Source organism: Micromonospora sp. NPDC005205 (genome assembly GCF_040608275.1).
In the GTDB taxonomy this organism is placed as follows: Bacteria; Actinomycetota; Actinomycetes; order Mycobacteriales; family Micromonosporaceae; genus Micromonospora.
Map to the genome: position 1 here is coordinate 150,073 of NZ_JBEXHV010000008.1, position 18,272 is coordinate 168,344.

Below are 18,272 nucleotides of genomic sequence, written 5' to 3' on the forward strand. Positions count from 1 at the left end.
AGCGAGGGCTGGTGTCGGCGCCGGTGTCCGAGGTGCCGGTCGAGGGTTGAGCCGGCCCGGGCAACCGGGGCCTTACGCTCGTTCCGCTTCGAGGGATGCCCTCTCGTCGTCAGCGCGGTGGGTGGCCCGCCGGGCGTTTGTCACCAGCATCAGCACCAGGATGGCGATGGTGGTGACGAGCTGGACGGTCGCTGGCAGGGTGACGCCGATGGCGACGGTGGCCAGTGCCGCCGCCGCGGCGGCGAGTCGGGCCGGGGGGATGGGCAGGCGTAGGGCGCGGCGTACGGCGGCGATGCCGACGAGGTAGAGCGCGACGCCACCGCCGAGGGCGAGAGCGGCGCCGACCGTGCCCGGTTCGTCGGGTCGGGCGACGGCAGAGTGGAGACCGGCGACTGTCGCGATGACGCCGAGCAGCAGCAGGAAGTGCGGGAACACGTAGGTGCGGGCGGCCATCTGGCTGCGGGCGGCGGGGCTGGCGGCGGCCAGGGCCGCGGTGGCGGGTCGGGTGTCGGCGACGTAGGTCCACCACAGAGCGACGGGTACGGCGAGGGCGAGCACGATCGCGGTGGCCGTTGCGGCGGTGAGCTGGTCGGCGGGTACGCCCATGCCGATGGTGACGACGGATTCGCCGAGGGCGATGATGACGAGCAGTCCGTGTCGTTCGACGAAGTGCCCGGGGCGCAGGTGGAAGGCCTCGGGTACGCCGGTCCAGGACAGGCGGCGGGGGAGCAGGTAGGGCAGGACGGACTGGGTGACGACGGCGGCGGCCCAGAGTGCGGGTACGGCGGGGCCGGTGAACGCGGCGGCAGCGAGGACGAGGAGCGCGGCGCCGATGTTGTAGGGGGCGAGTCGCAGTGCGCCGCTGCGGGCGTTGGTGTGCAGAAAGAGGCTGAGGTGGACGGCGACGACGATGAGGTAGCCGATGGCGAAGAGCGCGCCGCCGCCGGTGAGGGCGTCGGGTAGGGCGACGGCGCTGATGAGGAAGCCTGCCATGCCGGCGAAGAGCAGCAGCCTGGTGGTGTTCTGTCGCGGTGGTAGGCGGTTGTTGAGCCAGGCGTAGCCGGTGTAGAGGTACCAGAGCAGGCCGAGGATCAGGGCGCTGCTGCCGAAACCGGCCCAGTTGAGGTGGGTTTCGAGGGCGTGGGCCAGTTGGGTGACGGTGAGGACGAAGACGACGTCGAAGAAGACTTCGTCGAGTGTGACCCGGTCGCCGGGGCCCGTGTTGGGAGCGGGCCGCGGGTGTCTCATGGTGGTGGACGCTAGTCGTCGGCGGTGTGTGGTGTTCCCGGGTTGAGGATTCCGCTGAGGGAGCGCCGTGGGTGGTTGTGGGCTGTGCCGGCAGCTGCTGGGGCCGAGCGTTGCGAGGTGGGTTTCGAGGGGCTGTCACGGTTGGGGCCGCACCGGACATGGAGTGGGTGTGAGCTCCGGCATTGAGTACTACGAGGACCGCTTCCAGCGCGTCTACCTTGAGCACTTCGAGCCGTTGTTGGCGTACGCGCTGCGGCGCGTCGCGCATCCCGAGGACGCGGCCGACGTCGTCGCGGAGACCTTCCTGGTCGCCTGGCGGCGCAGGCATGACATTCCGGCCGACGGTGAAGCTCGGCTGTGGCTGTACGGCGTGGCCCGGCGGGTGCTGGCCAACCATCACCGGGGTGGGGTTCGCCGGCAGCGGTTGGGTGAACGGCTACGTGAGCAGATCGCCGTCGTGGTGGCCGCCGATCCGGGCAGTGAGGTGCCCGAGCGGCTCGCTGTCCGGGCGGCGTTGGCGGGTCTGGGTGAGCTGGACCGCGAGGTGTTGATGCTCACCGTGTGGGAGGGCCTGCAGCCGCGCGAGGTGGCGGCGGTCCTGGGGGTGGGTCCCGCCGTGGTGCGGACACGGCTGTCGCGTGCGCGAGCCAGGTTGCGCGAGCTGGTCGGTGACGACCTGGGGCCGCCTGGACATGTACTCGACGTGCTGACCGCAGCGACCCGGAAGGAGCAGAGATGACCGAGGAACATTTTGACCGGCTGGTTCGGGAAGCTGACCCCGCTAGGCTGGACCTCGTCGGACAGCTCGACGGGGTGAAGCAGACCCTCCTGGGGGAGATCATGTCCGAGTCGACGCTCGATCGGTTCGTGGTACCTCCGCGAGGGCGACCGAGTGTGCGTCGCTTCGCTGGTGTGGCGGCGGTCGTCGTGGTCCTTGCCGGTGTCCTGGCCGTCTCTGTTCTGCCGGGCGAGCCCGGGGAGGTCGGGCAGGTGGCTTCCGCTCCGAGCACCGGTGCTCCGGTCGTCTACTCGCCGGTGGCGATGCGGGCCGCGGAGAAGAATCCGCGGCTGCTGATCAACCGGCCCGGCTGGAAGGCGACCACCGTGTACGGGTTCACCCAGGAGACGGGCACCATCACGTTTCGCAACGGTGGACGCGAGTTGGAGTTCGACTGGTATCCGGCTGACGGTTACGCCGACCGTTACGCCGACCGGCTCCACGTCAATCGTCCGAAGGCTGTGCAGGTCGATGGCTGGCCGGGTGACCAGTTCGAGTATTCCGCCAGCGACTTCGAGGTGTTGCTCCGTCCCCGTGACGGGGTCTTCGTCGAGTTGCAGACCGGGGGTGACTGGTCCCGGAAGGAGTTCGCCCGGGTCCTCGCGAATGTGGTCCGGGCGGATGCGCGTACGTGGTTGGGTGCGCTTCCGCCGGAGATCGTCATTCCGGAGCGGGCGTTGGCGCGGGCGGGCGAGGTGCTCGCGGACGTGCCGCTCCCGCCGGGCTTCGACGTCGCGGCCCTGGTTGATGTCGGCATCTACGATCCCTACCACTTCGGGGCCGCTGTGACGTCGCGGGTGGGTTGCGGGTGGATCGCCGAGTGGCGGCGGGCGAGGTCGAGCGGGGACGAGGCTGGGGTGCGGCGGGCCGCCGACGCGCTGCGGAGCAGCCACGGGTGGCGGGTGCTGCGGGACATGGACAAGGCCGGCGACTGGCCGGAGGTGTTCTGGGAGTACGCCGACGAGATCGCGGCCGGGACGTTACGGCCCTCCTATGTCCAGGGCCTGGACTGCCAGTGACGGAGGACGGCGGCGCCTCCCGGGGAAGACCACCCTGGGGGCGCCGCCGTCGGTGGGTCAGTCGTCGCGGTGGTCGTTCCACCACTGCTGGCCGTCGGCGGGCAGGGTGTCGATCGGGTCGTAGTAGGCGTAGCGCTTGTTGAGCGCCTCCAGGTCGGCGGACTCGATGGAGGTGCGGTAGTTCTTCGTCCAGTAGGAGATGCCGCGCTCACGGTCGTAGTCGGTGAGCATGTGCACCCAGCGCTTACCGACGAAGGGGACGTCGCAGACGATGCGGGGGGTGGCGTAGCCGGGGAGGTAGCCCATGATGTCGTGTTGGAGTTGCTGGGCGTGCCAGACCGGGACCCGCCAGTGTTCGGCGTTGGGGATCATGTCGCACATGTAGAAGTAGTACGGCAGGATCCCGGCTTCGCCCTGGAGCGCGAAGCAGAGGTCGAGCAGTTCCGGGGTGGTGGCGTTGACGCCGCGCATGAGCACGCCCTGGTTGCGGACGTCGCGGACGCCGACGTCGAGGGCGGTCTGGGCGGCCTTGGCGACCAGTGGGGTGAGTGACTGGGCGTGGTTGACGTGGGTGTGGATGGCGAGGTTGACGCCGCGGCGGGCGGCGGTGCGGGCGACGCGTTCGAGGCCCTGGACGACGTCGGGCTGGAGCCAGTGTTGGGGTAGGCCCATGAGGGCCTTGGTGGCGAGCCGGATGTCGCGGACCGTCTCCAGTTCCAGCAGGCGCATGAGGTACGACTCGAGGTTGCGCCAGGGGACGTTGGCCACGTCGCCGCCGGAGACGACGACGTCGCGGACGCCGGGGTGGGCCTTGAGGTAGGCGATGTGGGCGTCGTAGCGGTCGACGGGCTTGAGGGTGAGTTTGAGTTTGTCGACGGCGGGGGTGGAGTTGCCGACGAGGTCCATGCGGGTGCAGTGCCCGCAGTACTGGGGGCAGGTGGAGAGCAGCTCGGCGAGGACCTTGGTGGGGTAGCGGTGGGTGAGTCCTTCGGCGACCCACATGTCGTGCTCGTGGAGGCTGTCGCGGCTGGCGTAGGGGTGTGAGGGCCAGTCGGTGCGCCGGTCGGAGGCGACCGGGATCATGTAGCGGCGGATGGGGTCGGCGAGCAGGGCCTCGGTGGTGAGGGTCGCGAACGGCACCATCGTGTTGATCATTTGTGGTGGCACCAGCATGGACATGGTGGCCATTGCCGACTGGTCGGCTTCGAGGTCGTCGTAGAAGGTGTCGTCGATCAGGTCGCCGAAGACGGCGCGGAGCTGCTTGATGTTCTTGACGCAGTTGACGCGTTGCCACTGGGCGGATTCCCACTGGTCGCGGGTGACGTGGCGCCAGCCGGGGAAGCGGGTCCAGTCGGGTTCGACCAGGGGGCGGCGGTGGTATTCGTAGGGCTGCCCGGCGGTCGGTACGGCGACCGGGGCGTGACGGGGTTGAGGGACGGTCTCAACCGGTTGGGTCTGGGTCACGGCCCCTCCTCGGTGTTGCGGCTGATCATCGAAGCCCGAAGGCTACTGGAAAATATTCGGTACAGAAACTAGTCTGCCGTAAGTTTTCCCGTTACGCGAGCCTTGACCGGGGCTTCGGGCGGCTGGACAGGGGAGGTCGGCGTGACGTCACCGGTGGGACTGCACCGCGTCGTGCAACCGGCGGGGGTGCTGCCGCAGGCGGCCTGGCGCCTGGACACGTCGGCGGCGATCGCGCCGAACGAGGTGCGGATCCGGGTGCAGCGGCTCAACCTGGACGCGGCGAGCTTCCGGCAGTTGTCGGAGAAGCACGGCGGCGACGGTGACGCGGTCCGCGCCGAGGTGCTGGAGATCATCGCTACCCGGGGGAAGATGCAGAACCCGGTGACCGGGTCGGGCGGGATGCTGATCGGCACCGTCGAGGAGGCCGGTCGCCGGTCCCCACTGGGCCTCAGGGCGGGGGAGCGGGTCGCGACCCTGGTGTCGTTGACGTTGACGCCCCTGGTGATCACCGATGGGTTGGCCCGTTGGGACGGGCGCAGCGAGCAGGTGCCCTGTGACGGGTGGGCGATCCTGTTCGCGCGCTCCATCGCCGCGGTGCTGCCCGACGACGAGGACCCCCAGTTGTCCCTCGCCGTGCTGGATGTGTGCGGTGCGCCCGCGCTGACCGCCCGGGTGGTGTCGCGCTACGTCGAGGAGCGTCGGCGTGGCGGTGATCCGACACCCGTGCGGGTCGCGGTGATCGGTGGGGCGGGTAAGAGCGGGTCGTTGTCGCTCGCTGCGGCGCGACGGGCGGGCGCCGCGCGTACCGTCGGGGTGGTGCCGGTGGCGGCGGAGCGCGACGCGCTGACGGCCTCCGGCCTGGCGTCGGTGGTGGCGTTGGCCGACGCACGCGACCCGGTGGGGCTGTCCACGGCGGTGACCACCGCGTTGGGGGTGCCGGCGGACGTGACGGTGGTCTGCGTGGACGTGCCGGGGTGTGAGCACGGGGCGGTGCTGGCCACCGCTGACGGCGGCACGGTGATTTTCTTCTCCATGGCGACGAGCTTCTCCGCGGCCGCGTTGGGCGCGGAGGGGTTGGCGGCGGACGTGACGATGCTGGTGGGCAACGGGTACGTGCCGGGGCACGCGGAGTTGGCGTTGGGGCTGTTGCGGGCCGAGCCTGGGGTGCGTCAGCTGTTCGCGGCGCGGATCGCGGCAGACTGAGGTCATGACGAACCCCTCGACGTTGTACCGCGGCGGCGTGCTGCACTGCCCCGCCGACCCGAGCGCCACCGCGCTGCTGGTGTCCGGTGGGCGGATTGCCTGGTTGGGGACCGACGGTGACGCGCCGCCGGCCGACCGGGTGGTGGACCTGGGCGGGGCGTTGGTGACGCCGGCGTTCGTCGACGCGCACGTGCACGCCACCGACACCGGGTTGGCGTTGTCCGGGTTGGCGTTGTCCGGGGTGCGCTCGGCGGGGCAGTTGCTCGACGCGGTGGCGGGGTTCGCGGCGGGTCTGCCGGCGGACGCGGTGGTGCTCGGGCACGGCTGGGACGAGTCGGGTTGGTCGGATCCGACGTTGCCGGACGCTGCGGCGCTGGACCGGGCCGCCGGTGGTCGGCGGGTGTACCTGTCGCAGGCGTCGATCCACTCGGCGTTGGTGTCGTCGGCGTTGCTGGCGGCGTGCCCGCAGGCGGCGCAGGCGCCCGGGTACGACGCGTCGGGCTGGTTGCGGCGCGACGCGCACCACGTGGTGCGGGCGGCCGCGCAGGCGTCGGTGAGTCGGGCTCAGCGGGTCGGGGCGCAGCGGGTGGCCCTGGCTCATGCGGCGTCGTTGGGGATCGCGGCGGTGCACGAGTGTGGTGGCCCGGAGATCTCCGACGAGGAGGACTTCACCGGTCTGCTGGGCATCTCCGGCGCGGGCCTGCCGGAGGTGTACGGGTACTGGGGCGAGTTGGGTGGTGCGGCGCGGGCCCGGGAGTTGGGCGCGGTCGGCGCCGGTGGCGATTTGTTCGCCGACGGGGCGTTGGGGTCGCGTACGGCGCACGTGTCGCAGCCGTACGGCGACGGTGAGGGTTGCGGGCACGGGTACCTGTCGGTCGAGCAGGTGCGTGATCACCTGCTGGACTGCGCGGCGCACGGCATGCAGGGCGGTTTCCACGCCATCGGTGACGCGGCGATCGGCACCGTCCTGGACGGGTTCGCGGCGGCGGCGCGGACGGTGGGGGTGGAGCGGTTGCGCGCGGCCCGGCACCGCATCGAACACGCGGAGATCATGAGCAAGGCGTTGATCGCGCGGTTCGTGGAGTACGGGGTGGTGGCGAGCATGCAGCCGGCGTTCGACCGGTTGTGGGGTGGCGCGGGCCGGATGTACGAGACGCGGTTGGGGTTGGACCGGTCGTTGGAGTCGAACCCGATGGGTGCGATGCACTCGGTGGGGGTGGCGTTGGCGTTCGGGTCGGATTCGCCGGTGACGCCGCTGGACCCGTGGGGGTCGGTGCGGGCGGCGGTCGCGCACCACAACCCGGCGCAGCGCATGGGTGTGCGCTCGGCGTTCGCGGCGCACACCCGGGGCGGGTGGCGGGCGGTGCACCTGGACGTCGAGGGGGTCCTGGCGTTGGGTGCGCCGGCGACGTTCGCGGTGTGGTCGACGCCGGCGGGGGTGGAGCGGGGTCTGCCGGTGTTGCAGGCCGAGGACCCGGAGGCGCGGGGTCCGCACGACCCGACGCCGTTGCCGGTGTGTCGGCGTCTGGTGCTGCGCGGTGAGGTCATCTACGAGGAAGGGTCATCATGACCGGGAAGCTTGATCTTGATCCGGTGCTGGTGGCGCGGGCGCGGGAGTTGGCGCGTCGGGCCGGGCAGCCGGTGGTGGACCTGGCCCGCAGCCACACCACAGTGTCGGTGGAGCGGGCGGTCCTGCGGTTGGCCGGGGTGACCGGCGCCGACCCGGACGGCATTCCGTGGGTGAACCGGCTCGTCGAGGCGGTCGCCGCGGATGTGGGGTTGGGCCACGGGGTGGCGGTGCCGGTGTTCGACGCCCTGGTGCGGGAGGGCAGCACCGACGTGACGTTGCTGGCGCAGAAGGCCGCCGCCGGGTCGGTGCGGTTCACCCAGCCGACCGGGCGGGCGGCCACGTCGGCCCGGTCGGCGGCGCGTAAGGCCGTCGGCGCGGGCATCCGGCGCATCGACCGGCGGCGCGCCGAGCGGGACCGCCTCGTGAAGCGCCACGGCGACCCGGCGCAGCGGCCGTGGATCTACCTGATCGTGGCCACCGGCGACATCTACGAGGACATTCCGCAGGCACAGGCGGCGGCGCGCGCCGGCGCGGACGTGATCGCGGTGATCCGTTCCACCGGGCAGTCGCTGCTGGACTACGTGCCCGAGGGCGCGACCCGGGAGGGCTTCGCCGGCACGTACGCCACGCAGGAGAACTTCCGGCTGATGCGTGCGGCGTTGGACGAGTCGTCGAAGGAGGTGGGCCGCTACGTGCGGTTGACCAACTACGCGTCCGGGCTGTGCATGCCGGAGATGGCGGCCCTGGCCGGGTTGGAACGCCTCGACATGATGTTGAACGACTCGATGTACGGGATCCTGTTCCGCGACATCAACCCGGTGCGGACGTTCGTCGACCAGCGGTTCTCCCGGCAGGTGCACGCCCGCGCCGGGATCATCATCAACACCGGTGAGGACAACTACCTGACCACCGCCGACGCGGTCGACGAGGCGCACACGGTGACGGTGTCGCAGCTGCTCAACGAGTTCTTCGCGCACGAGGCGGGGTTGGCGGACTGGCAGTTGGGGTTGGGGCACGCGTTCGAGATCAACCCGGAGGTGCCGGAGTCGTTCCGGTTGGAGTTGGCGCACGCGTTGCTGGCCCGGGAGTTGTTCCCCGACGCGCCGCTGAAGTGGATGCCGCCAACCAAGCACATGACCGGTGACGTGTTCCGGGGCAACCTGCTCGACGGGTTCTTCAACCTGGCCGGTGCGCTGACCGGTCAGGGCATCCTGCTGGTGGGGATGATGACCGAGGCGGTGGTGACGCCGTGGTTGTCCGACCGCGACATCGCCCTGCAGAACGTGCGGTACGTCCTCGGCGCGGCCGGTGGGTTGCACGAGGACTTCGTGCCGGCGCCGGGCGGGTTCATCCGCCGCCGCGCCAACCAGGTCCTCGGTGAGGCACTGGACCTGCTGGATCGCATCGGGGAGCAGACGCTGCTCACGGCGATCGCCGAAGGCACCTTCGGGATCATGAAGCGGCCCGCGGACCGCGGCAAGGGCCTCGACGGGGTCGCCGCGCACGAGGCCGACTACTGCAACCCGGCCACCGACATCCTGGAAGGGGACGCGGCATGAGCGCCGCCGACGCCGCGAAGAAGATCGTGCGGCCGTACGGGGACACCACCGGTGACGGCATGGTGCAGGTGTCGTTCACCCTGCCGGTGACCCACGACAAGCGCGCCGAAGGCGCGGCGGTGCAGTTGGCCAACAAGATGGGCATGGACCCGGCGATGGTGGTGCACGCCAAGCCGATGGGTGACGGGTTCACGTTCTTCGTCGTGTACGGGCGGGTGAACCACCTGGTCGACCTCAACGCCGTGCAGGTGGTGGAACGGGACTTCGCGCTGCTGTCGGCGAAGGACGTCAATACGGTGATCAAGCAGCGGTTGCGGCGCAAGCTGTCGGTGGTCGGGGCGTGCATCGGCACCGACGCGCACACGGTGGGCATCGACGCGATCCTCAACGTCAAGGGCATCGCGGGCGAGAAGGGCCTGGAGTACTACCGGGAGTTGAAGGTCACCAACATGGGCGCGCAGGTCAGCGTGCCGGAGCTGGTGGAGACCGCCCGGGCGGAGAAGGCCGACGCGGTGCTCGTGTCGCAGGTGGTCACCCAACGCGACGCGCACCTGCACAACACCCGGGAGATGTCGGCGGCGTTCCGGGAGGCGATGCCGGCGGGGCGGCGTCCGCTGCTGATCGTCGGTGGTCCCCGCTTCGACGAGACGATGACCGACGAGTTGGGCGTGGACCGGATCTTCGGTCGGGGCACCACGCCCGGCGAGGTGGCCAGCTACCTCGTGCACGCCCTGATCACGCAACGGAAGGCGATGGCATGACCGACGCACGGCTCGGGTTGACGGTGACGCACCGGCGGTATGTGCCGTACTCCCACGCCCACTACGCCGGCAACCTCGTCGACGGGGCGTACGCCCTCGGGTTGTTCGGCGACGTCGCCACGGAGGTGTGCATCCGCACCGACGGCGACGAGGGCCTGTTCGCCGGGTACGCCGACGTGCGTTTCCACGCGCCGGTGCACGCCGGGGACGTGGTCGAGGTCACCGCGCGGGTGTCGCGGGTGGGCAGCCGCAGCCGCACCCTGGAGCTGAGCTGCGCGGTGGTGTGCCGGGGTCGCCCGGACCGTTCCGGGTCCGCCGCGGAGGTCCTCGATCCGCCGATAGTGGCCGTCACCGCGACCGGCACCGTGGTCGTTCCCGCCGCGTCGTGACCCTGGCGGTCTGCGCCGACGTGGGGTCCACGTACACGAAGGTGGCGGTGGTGGACCTGGCCGGCGGTGTCCTCGCCGGCGCGGCGTCGGCGCCCACCACGGTGGGCACCGACGTGCTGCACGGCCTGGACGCCGCGGTCGCGGCGGCCACCGCCGGGCTCGGTGTGCGCGACGTTCCCTGGTATGTGTGCTCGTCGGCCGGTGGCGGGTTGCGGCTGGCCGTGATCGGCTACGAGCCGCTGGTCACCGCGCAGGCCGGCCGGCGGGTCGGGTTGTCCGCCGGCGCGCACGTGGTGCACGTCGCGGCCGGGCGGCTCGGCGCCGCCGACCTGACGGCGTTGCGGGCGGCCCGCCCGGACGTGGTGCTGCTCGTGGGCGGCACCGATGGCGGCGACGCCGACACGATCACCCACAACGCCACCCGCCTGGCCCGGGCCCGGTGGCGGCGGCCCGTCGTGTACGCGGGCAACGCCGACGTGCGCGAGCAGCTGACCGGGCTGCTGCGCGACGCCGGGGTGCCGGTCACCGACGCTGACAACGTCCTGCCGCGCATCGGGGTGCTCGCCCCGGCGTCGGCGCGGGCGGCGATCCGCGCGGTGTTCCTGCGCCACGTCATCGGCGGTAAACGACTGTCGCGGGGTGCCCGGTTCGCGCGGTTGGTGCGGGCGGCCACCCCCGACGCGGTGCTCACCGGTGTGGAGGTGCTCGCCGACACCCTCGGCGGTGATCTGGCGGTGGTCGACGTGGGTGGCGCCACCACCGACGTGTACTCGGTGCTCACGCCCGACGAGCGGGCCACCGGGCCGGGCCGGGAGGTCGCCGGCAGTCTGTGGCGGGCCCGCACCGTGGAGGGCGATCTGGGAATGCGATGGAGCGCCCCCGGGGTGGTGCGGGCCGCCGCCGAGGAACGGCTGCTCACCGACGCCGAAGCCGACGACCTGGGTGCCGCCGCGGCGCGCCGGGCGGCCGACCCGGCGTTCCTGGCCGTCGACGACGTCGAGCGGGCCGTGGACCGACGCATCGCCACCCTCGCCGCGACGGTGGCGCTGCGCCGGCACGCCCGAGGCGCCGCCACCGGTGAGCGCGCCGGGCGGGACCTGCGCGACGTGCGGATGCTGGTGGGCTCCGGTGGGGTGCTGCGGCACTCGCCGGCGGACGTGTCCGGGCAGGTGCTGACGGCGGTCCTGGCCGACCACGCCGGCGGGTGGGCGCTGCCGCGCGCCGCCGCGGCGGTGGTCGACGCCGACTACGTGCTGGCCGCCGGAGGGCTGCTCGCCGAGGAGCACCGGGCGGCCGCGCAGGCGCTGCTGCGTGAACACCTGCGTACGCATTGAGACTCGCCGACCCGACACGCCGTGTCGCAACACACGACAGGCCGTCTGCGGGTTGACAACCGACGGGGGTCGGCACGTACCGTCTTTGAGTCCTACCACGGGAAGCGGCTGTTGTTCGCTTCGTCCCTTCGTCCGCTGGCCGAGCGACATGTTCGAGCGTCATCGTCGCGGCGGCCAGGTCCAGCGGGCGGGGGTCGGCGGGGCGGCGCGAACCGGCCGCGGTTACCGGTGTACGGGCAGGGTGAGGTGCACGGCCAGTAGACAACGGCCCGGCGGGGGCAGCCAGTCCACGTCCGGTCGGTCCGAAGGTCGTCGTGCCCCATCCTCGCCACACCGGCCGGGAAGGGCCTGGGAGCATCGGGGCGCGGCGAAAGCCGCGCCCCGATTTCATGTCCCCGCCCCCGCGCTCCCGCCCACGCTCCCGGCGATCTTGCGGTTTCTGTCGTTGATGTGAGCGGGAATGGCCCGTGTGTCGGCACCGAAAGTGCAAGATCGGCGAACAGGGGGCCCGGCCAGCGGGACCGTCAGCCGGGTAGCCTTCGCCGGGTGATCGAGGTGAAGCTGCGGTGACGATGCTGGACCGGGATGAGACACCCGCCCCCACGGTGATCAGCGCGCCTGCCGTCGTGGGCCGCCCCCTGCCGCTGCGGGTCGCCGTGCCCCTGGCCGTGGCCGCCGGGCTGGCCCTGCTGGTGGCGTTCCCCCCGTACGGGGTGTGGCCGCTCGCGCCGGTCGGGGTGGCGTTGCTGGCCGCCGCCGCGCACCGGCGGCGGTTGCGCGCCGGCGCCGGTCTGGGCTTCCTGACCGGGTTGGCGTTCTTCGCCCCGCTGCTGGCCTGGACGAACCTGCACACCGGCTACCTGCCGTGGGTGCTGCTGACGCTGCTGCAGGCCGGCTACCTGGCGTTGCTGGGCACCGCCACCGCCTGGGTGTCGCCGCTGGTCGACCGCGTCCGCTGGGCGTGGCCGGCGCTGACCGGGCTGCTCTGGGTCGGGCAGGAGGCGCTGCGCGACCGCACCCCGTTCGGCGGGTTCCCATGGGGGCGGTTGGCGTTCAGCCAGGACGACTCGCCGCTGCTGCGGCTGGCCGCGTTGGGCGGCGCCCCGCTGGTGACCTTCGCGGTGGCGCTCGTCGGCGGGTTGCTGGTCACCGCCGTCTGGCGGGGCTGGGTCACCGCCCAGCACCACGCACCCGAGCCCACCACCACGGCGAGCGACGCCGTGCCGGGCGCTGACAGCCCGCTGGACGGCCCCGCACGCGCCGGGGGTGCCGCGGGGCGTCGCTGGGCGCCGGTGGCCGTACCGGCCGTCGTGGCCGTCGCGCTGACCGCCGGGGCGCTGCTGGTGCCGGTCGCCTCCGCCGGGTCCGGCGCGGACGTGACAGTGGCGATCGTGCAGGGCAACGTTCCCCGGCTGGGCCTGGACTTCAACGCCCAACGGCAGGCGGTGCTCAACAACCACGTCGACGCCACCATCGAACTGGCCGAGCGGGTCGCCTCCGGGCAACAGCGGCGACCCGACCTGGTGGTGTGGCCGGAGAACTCCAGCGACATCGACCCGCTGCGCAACCCCACCGCCGGGGCGCGCATCTCCCAGGCCGCCGACACCATCGGCGCGCCGATCCTGGTCGGCGCGGTGCTGCTGGGCCCCGACGCCGGGCAGGTCCGCAACGCGGGCATCCTGTGGCACCCCGGCACCGGCGCGGACCTCGAGCAGCTGTACACGAAACGCCACCCGGTGCCGTTCGCCGAGTACGTGCCGCTGCGCGACGTGGCCCGGATGGTCAGCAAGAAGGTCGACCTGATCCGCAACGACTTCGTGCCCGGAAGCACCCCGGGCGTGGTACGCGCCGGCCCCACCGTGCTCGGTGACGTGATCTGCTTCGAGGTCGCCTACGACGAGGTGGTCCGCGACACCGTCACCGGCGGCGCGCAACTGCTGGTGGTGCAGACCAACAACGCCACCTTCGACGTGGCGGAGGCCCGCCAGCAGATGGCCATGGTGCGGCTGCGGGCGGTGGAGCACGGACGGCCGGCGTTGATGGCCTCAACGGTCGGGGTGTCCGGGTTCGTCGCACCCGACGGGCGGGTAAGCGATGCCACCGGGTTCAACACCCGGGAGGTCGTGGTGCGGCAGTTGCGGCTCGACGACGGACGCACCCTCGCCACCCGCCTCGGCTGGTGGCCCGAGGTGGCGCTCGCCGCGCTGGCCGCGGCGGCCCTGGTCGGCGCGGCGGTGCTGCGCCGGCGGCAGCGGGTCAGGCCCGGATAGCAACAGCCGGTACGCCGGCGGGAGCGGAGGAACCGTGATCCAGGCGACCGATACGATCCGACGCGCGGACGAGGTGCCCGGGGTGGGCCGGGTACTGGTGGTGATCCCCACCTACAACGAGGCCGACAACATCGCCGTGATCGTGGGCCGGGTCCGGCGGGCCGCCCCGGCGGTGCGGATCCTCATCGCCGACGACAACAGCCCCGACGGCACCGGCGCGATCGCCGACGCCCTCGCCGACGGCGACGCGCACGTGCAGGTGCTGCACCGCCAGGGCAAGGAGGGCCTCGGCGCGGCGTACCTGGCCGGGTTCGGGTGGGCGCGTGAGCGTGGCTACCAGGCGGTCGTGGAGATGGACGCCGACGGCTCGCACGCCCCGGAGGACCTGCCGGCGCTGCTGGACGCCGCCCGCGACGCCGACGTGGTGATCGGCTCCCGGTGGACCAGTGGCGCGCGGGTGCTCAACTGGCCGCTGCGACGGCTGCTGCTGTCACGCGGCGGCAACCTGTACGCGCGCCTGGCGCTGGGCATGCCCGTCTCGGACGCCACCGGCGGTTACCGGGTGTACCGGATCAGCGCGTTGGACGCCATCGACCTGGAGTCGGTGACCTCGCAGGGCTACTCGTTCCAGGTGGAGCTGTCGCGGCTGGCGCACCGGGCCGGGGTACGGATCGTCGAGGTGCCGATCACCTTCGCCGAGCGGGAGCGCGGCGACAGCAAGATGAGCCCGAAGATCGTGGCCGAGGCGCTGTGGCGGATCACCGCCTGGGGGGTGCGCGACCGGCGCCAGGCGGTACGCCGGGGCCTGCACGGTACCGCCACCGGCCAGGCACGGTGGCCGTGAGCGGTCGGGCACGGTGGCCGTGGGCGCGGCCGTGTCATGCTGGATGAGCGGAACCTGTCCGTGGTGTCCGCAGGAATGGCGATGAGGTGAGATGCGCCGAGGACTGAGGTTCGTGCCGTTGGCCCTGTTGCTGGCGGTGGTGCTGGAGCTGGCGGTGTTCGTCGGCGTGGGACGGGCGCTGGGGTTCGGCGCGGCGGTGTTGCTGGTGTTCGCCGCGTCCCTGCTGGGGTTGGTCCTGCTGCGCCGCGAGGGGATGCGCGCCTGGCGTGGGTTCCGGGCCGCGGCGTCGGCCGGGCAACCCCCGGGTGGGCAGGTGACTGACGGGCTTGTCGGGCTGGCCGGGGCACTGTTGCTGGCGGTGCCCGGCCTGGTCAGTGGGCTGGTCGGGTTGCTGCTGCTGGTCCCGCCGGTGCGTCGACTGGCCCGCGTCGGGGTGCGCCGCGCCACCGAGCGGCGGGTGTCGTCGATGGTCGCCGGTGACCTGTTCGGGCCCCGCACGGTGCGGGTGCGCCAGGGTGCGCCGCAACCGACACCGCAGCCGGAACAGCCCGTGGTGGTCGACGGCGGTCGCGCCATCGAGGGCGAGATCGTCGAACCCGGCCGGCACTGACACCACGCCACACACAGACACGACGGCGCCCCCGGGGAGAACCCCGGGGGCGCCGTCGTCGTACGTCGTGCGGGTCAGGCGCGGCCGCGGCGGGTCCGAACCTCCTGCAGGCGTTCCTCCAGGATGTCCTCCAGCTCGGCGATGGAACGCCGCTCCAGAAGCATGTCCCAGTGGGTACGCGGCGGCTTGGCCTTCTTCTGCTCCGGCTCGTTGCCGTCGACGAGTCGGGCGACGCTGCCGTCGAACTTGCATTCCCAGGTCATCGGGACCTCGGCGTCGACGGCGAACGGCACCTCGAACTGGTGGCCCTTGGCACAGAGGTACTCGCGGGTCTGACGCGGCGCGAGCTCCGTGTTGCGGTCGGATTCATAGCTCACCGCGCCAAGGCGGCTTCCGCGCAGCATACGCTCGCCCATGATCGACTTCCCCTCGTTCGTGGTGCTGGTCTTCTGGGTGTAACGGTGCGTCCCCGTCGAGCCATTCCCGCCCGAGGGCGTGAGGCGTCCACGGGTGGGCCGGGACCAAGGGTAGCTGGCCGGGACGCTCACCCGGAGAGGTGATCCCCAGGCGGGTCGGGACGACGGTGCGTGTCCGCTGCCACCGGGGTGGTTAACCGCTTGAGCCTACCGAAGGTTGCGCCACGATCGTCAGGTGGCGTCCTTGGTAGTGCTGGCGCCGAGGCGGGCCAGCGCCAGCGCCAGGTCGCTGACCTGGTCACCGAGCTGCGCCACCCGCCGCTGCGCGAGATCCCGGTCGGTCTCGGCGGCGTCGAGTCGTACCGTCAGGGCGGTGCGGTGACCCTCGGCGGTCGCCGCGGCCTGCCGGGCCACGGTCAGCTCGGCGGTGAGCGTGTCGCGCTGGGCGGCCAGGGCCGCCACCTCCGCGCGCAGGCGGGCCGCGACCTCGGCGGCCTCCTGCCGGGCGTCGTCGGCCTGCCGGGCGGCGACCTCGGCGCGGTCGCGGGCCCGGTCGGCCTGCTCGCGCGCCCGGGCGGCGTCGGCAGCCTCGGCGCGGGTCCGCGCCGCGTCGGCGCGCGACTGCTCGATCTGGCGCCGGACGTCCTGCACCTCGGCCTGCCACCGCCCGGCCCGCTCGGTCGCCTCGGCGGCGGCCCGGCTGGCCCGTTCGGCCTCGGCGCGCAGCGCGTCGCGTTCCACGCTCAGGTCGGCCACCCGCTGCCGTTCGGCGTCGCGCTCCGTGCGCAGGTCCCGCGCCTCGGCGCGGGCCTGGTCGCGGTCGCGTTCGGCCTGGGCGCGCAGCGCCTCGGCGGCGCTGGCGTCGTGGCGCGCCTGGTCGCGGGCGGCCTCGGCGTGCCGCGCCCGCTCGTCGGCGGCGGTGCCCTGCCGCTGGGCCAGCTCGGCGCGCTGGCGGGCGTCGTCGGCCTCGGCGCGGGCCTCGCGGGCCTGCTCGCGGGCGCGCGCCGCGTCGGCCGCCGCGTTCTCGGCGTCGTCGCGGGCCTCGTCGCGTTCGGTCTGCGCCGCCGCGATCTCGGTGGCGGCCTCCGCGCGGACCTGCGCGAGCTGCCGCTGCACACCCACCGGGGACAACTCGGCGTGCAGCGACTCGGTCAACGTCTCGACGATCTGGTCGAGTCGGTCCACCGCCTCCCAGGTGCGGGCCACCTGCCCGGGCAGACCGGGGGCGTTGCGGTGGCGCATCCGGCTGTTGCGCGAGGCGCGCTGGCACGCGCCGTCGTTGTCGCGGCAGTAGCGAAACGGTCGACCCGCGCCGACACGCTGCGGCACCGGCGCTCCACAGTGGGCGCACGGGCGGGTCTCGGTGGTGCTGGGCTGGGCGTCCATCGAGGGCGAAGTCTAGTGCCGGCCGATCAGCTCGCCGCCCGGGCCGTCGCGTCCAGGGTGTAGCGGCGTTGCAGCAGCACCGCCGCCAGCATCGCCACCGCCGGCAGCAACCCGAAGCCGTAGCGGACCGCCGCGAGCGCGGCGTCGGGCTGCACCGGCGACTCACCGGCCGTCGAGGCCACGAAACCACCCACGGTCAGGCACAGCGCGTACGCGTACGGGCCCAGGGCCGCGCCGGTGGCCTCGGTGGCCGTCCACACCCCGGTGTAGGTGCCGGCCCCGGTGCCGCCGGCGTTGCGGATCACGTCGGGCAGCATCGAGAACGGCAGCAGTTGCATGCCGGCGAACGCCACCCCGAGCACCGCCACCGCGCCGATGAGCACCGGCAGGCCGGCCGGTCGGCCCACCGCCAGCACCAGGGAGCCGATCGCGAACGCGCCCTGTGCGCCGAGCAGCGCCCGCTGCTTGCCGACGCGTCGGGCCACCACCAGCCAGGCCGGAGTGACCAGCAGCGCCGGCGCCACGAACGCGGCCACCAGCACCGTGGTCAGGCCGGGCGCGCGCAGCTCGTACTCGGCGTAGTAGGGCACCCCGGCGAGCACCAGGTGGGTGGTGGTGGACATCGCCAGGTACGCGGCGACCAGCCACCGGAACTGCCTGTCGCGCAGCGCCGTGCGCAACGCCCGCCACCCGCCGTGCCCGGGCGCGGTGCTGGCCGGCGCGGACCCGCGCAGCCGGGCGATGCCGGCGACACCGACCAGCATGGCCACCAGCATCCCCACGGCCAGGACCACGCCCATCCGCTGGTAGCCGCCCCGCGTCGCGGCGTCGCCGCCGGTGAGCAGCGGGGCCAGCAGCCCGGAGACCAGGATGCCCAGGGTCAGCACCACCATCCGGAACGCCATCAGCCGGGTGCGTTCGTCATAACCGATGCGCAGGTCGGCCGGGGTGGCCAGGTAGGGGACCTGGTAGGCGGCGAAGAGCAGGTTGCCGGCGATGAAGAACACCGCCACCCACGCGGCGGCCGGCGTGCCGGTCAGGCCGCCGGGCACCGCGAAGAGCGCGGCGAACGCGACCGGCAGGGCGCAGCCGATCAGCAGCAGGCGACGACGGTCGCCGCGTCGGGTCTGCTCGACGTCGGCGCGGTGCCCCACCCACGGGTGCAGCAGCACGTCGGCGACCTTCGGCAGCAGCAGCGCCAGGCCGGCCAGCCACGGCGCGACGGCCAGCACGTCGGTGAGGAAGTAGAGCAGCAGCAGGCCGGGCACTGTCACCCAGACGCCCATGCCAAGCGAGCCGGCCGCGAAGCCCGCCAGCGGGCCGCGTGGCAGTGTCGCTTCGGTGGCGGCCACAGGCCGCCGGTCCAGCCCGGTCATCGCCGCATCCTCTCCGCAATCCAACGGTTGCTGGATTCTAGGGGC

The 18,272-nt window shown here is 72.8% G+C and carries 16 protein-coding genes; 11 read left to right on the forward strand and 5 right to left on the reverse strand.

Features of this window, described 5'->3' with window-relative positions:
• Positions 1–72: 72 nt before the first annotated feature.
• The gene (locus ABZU43_RS17020; protein ID WP_355007458.1) at positions 73–1,248 is read right to left on the reverse strand and encodes a low temperature requirement protein A; all 1,176 of its coding nucleotides are present in this window, start codon (positions 1,246–1,248) and stop codon (positions 73–75) included.
• Between the two features lie 169 nt (positions 1,249–1,417).
• Here ABZU43_RS17020 and ABZU43_RS17025 point away from each other — a divergent pair, with 169 nt between their 5' ends.
• A complete protein-coding gene (locus ABZU43_RS17025; protein WP_355007459.1) occupies positions 1,418–1,987 on the forward strand; it encodes an RNA polymerase sigma factor in 570 nt (189 codons plus the stop codon).
• Positions 1,984–3,045: a hypothetical protein gene (locus ABZU43_RS17030; RefSeq protein ID WP_355007460.1), complete on the forward strand. Its 1,062-nt coding sequence runs from the start codon at positions 1,984–1,986 to the stop codon at positions 3,043–3,045. Before ABZU43_RS17025 ends, ABZU43_RS17030 begins: the two co-directional genes overlap by 4 nt.
• A 57-nt stretch (positions 3,046–3,102) precedes the next feature.
• Here ABZU43_RS17030 and ABZU43_RS17035 read toward each other — a convergent pair whose 3' ends face one another.
• Positions 3,103–4,509 carry a lysine 2,3-aminomutase gene (locus ABZU43_RS17035; RefSeq protein WP_355007461.1) on the reverse strand — a complete coding sequence of 469 codons (1,407 nt, stop codon included), beginning with the start codon at positions 4,507–4,509 and terminating at the stop codon, positions 3,103–3,105.
• A gap of 153 nt (positions 4,510–4,662) precedes the next feature.
• On the opposite strand from ABZU43_RS17035, the gene ABZU43_RS17040 reads away from it, so the two are divergent.
• The 9 genes from ABZU43_RS17040 to ABZU43_RS17080 all read left to right on the forward strand — a co-directional run bounded on the left by ABZU43_RS17040 (position 4,663) and on the right by ABZU43_RS17080 (position 15,049).
• Positions 4,663–5,712 (forward strand): zinc-binding alcohol dehydrogenase, encoded by a 1,050-nt coding sequence (locus tag ABZU43_RS17040; protein ID WP_355007580.1) that lies wholly within the window; start codon positions 4,663–4,665, stop codon positions 5,710–5,712.
• 4 nt (positions 5,713–5,716) lie between these two features.
• Positions 5,717–7,282 carry an amidohydrolase gene (locus tag ABZU43_RS17045; protein ID WP_355007462.1) on the forward strand — a complete coding sequence of 522 codons (1,566 nt, stop codon included), beginning with the start codon at positions 5,717–5,719 and terminating at the stop codon, positions 7,280–7,282.
• Positions 7,279–8,841 (forward strand): lysine 5,6-aminomutase subunit alpha, encoded by a 1,563-nt coding sequence (locus ABZU43_RS17050; protein ID WP_355007463.1) that lies wholly within the window; start codon positions 7,279–7,281, stop codon positions 8,839–8,841. The genes ABZU43_RS17045 and ABZU43_RS17050 overlap by 4 nt, the downstream gene beginning before the upstream one ends.
• Positions 8,838–9,602: an OAM dimerization domain-containing protein gene (locus tag ABZU43_RS17055; RefSeq protein ID WP_355007464.1), complete on the forward strand. Its 765-nt coding sequence runs from the start codon at positions 8,838–8,840 to the stop codon at positions 9,600–9,602. Before ABZU43_RS17050 ends, ABZU43_RS17055 begins: the two co-directional genes overlap by 4 nt.
• On the forward strand, positions 9,599–9,991 hold the full coding sequence (locus ABZU43_RS17060) for a hotdog domain-containing protein (protein WP_355007465.1): 393 nt from the start codon (positions 9,599–9,601) through the stop codon (positions 9,989–9,991). Before ABZU43_RS17055 ends, ABZU43_RS17060 begins: the two co-directional genes overlap by 4 nt.
• Complete coding sequence (locus ABZU43_RS17065; RefSeq protein WP_355007466.1) at positions 9,988–11,325, forward strand: glutamate mutase L; 1,338 nt, start codon at positions 9,988–9,990, stop codon at positions 11,323–11,325. Before ABZU43_RS17060 ends, ABZU43_RS17065 begins: the two co-directional genes overlap by 4 nt.
• A 572-nt stretch (positions 11,326–11,897) precedes the next feature.
• The gene (gene lnt, locus ABZU43_RS17070) at positions 11,898–13,595 is read left to right on the forward strand and encodes an apolipoprotein N-acyltransferase (RefSeq protein WP_355007581.1); all 1,698 of its coding nucleotides are present in this window, start codon (positions 11,898–11,900) and stop codon (positions 13,593–13,595) included.
• A 55-nt stretch (positions 13,596–13,650) separates the two neighbouring features.
• Positions 13,651–14,439, forward strand: coding sequence for a polyprenol monophosphomannose synthase (locus ABZU43_RS17075; protein ID WP_355007582.1), 789 nt, complete (start codon positions 13,651–13,653; stop codon positions 14,437–14,439).
• Positions 14,440–14,530: 91 nt separating this feature from the next.
• On the forward strand, positions 14,531–15,049 hold the full coding sequence (locus ABZU43_RS17080) for an FxsA family protein (RefSeq protein ID WP_355007467.1): 519 nt from the start codon (positions 14,531–14,533) through the stop codon (positions 15,047–15,049).
• A 74-nt stretch (positions 15,050–15,123) separates the two neighbouring features.
• Here ABZU43_RS17080 and ABZU43_RS17085 read toward each other — a convergent pair whose 3' ends face one another.
• The 3 genes from ABZU43_RS17085 to ABZU43_RS17095 all read right to left on the reverse strand — a co-directional run bounded on the left by ABZU43_RS17085 (position 15,124) and on the right by ABZU43_RS17095 (position 18,227).
• Positions 15,124–15,465, reverse strand: coding sequence for an RNA polymerase-binding protein RbpA (locus tag ABZU43_RS17085; RefSeq protein WP_030489777.1), 342 nt, complete (start codon positions 15,463–15,465; stop codon positions 15,124–15,126).
• A 231-nt stretch (positions 15,466–15,696) separates the two neighbouring features.
• Positions 15,697–16,851, reverse strand: coding sequence for a hypothetical protein (locus ABZU43_RS17090; protein WP_355007468.1), 1,155 nt, complete (start codon positions 16,849–16,851; stop codon positions 15,697–15,699).
• Positions 16,852–16,877: 26 nt separating this feature from the next.
• A complete protein-coding gene (locus tag ABZU43_RS17095; RefSeq protein ID WP_355007469.1) occupies positions 16,878–18,227 on the reverse strand; it encodes an MFS transporter in 1,350 nt (449 codons plus the stop codon).
• Positions 18,228–18,272 lie beyond the last annotated feature (45 nt).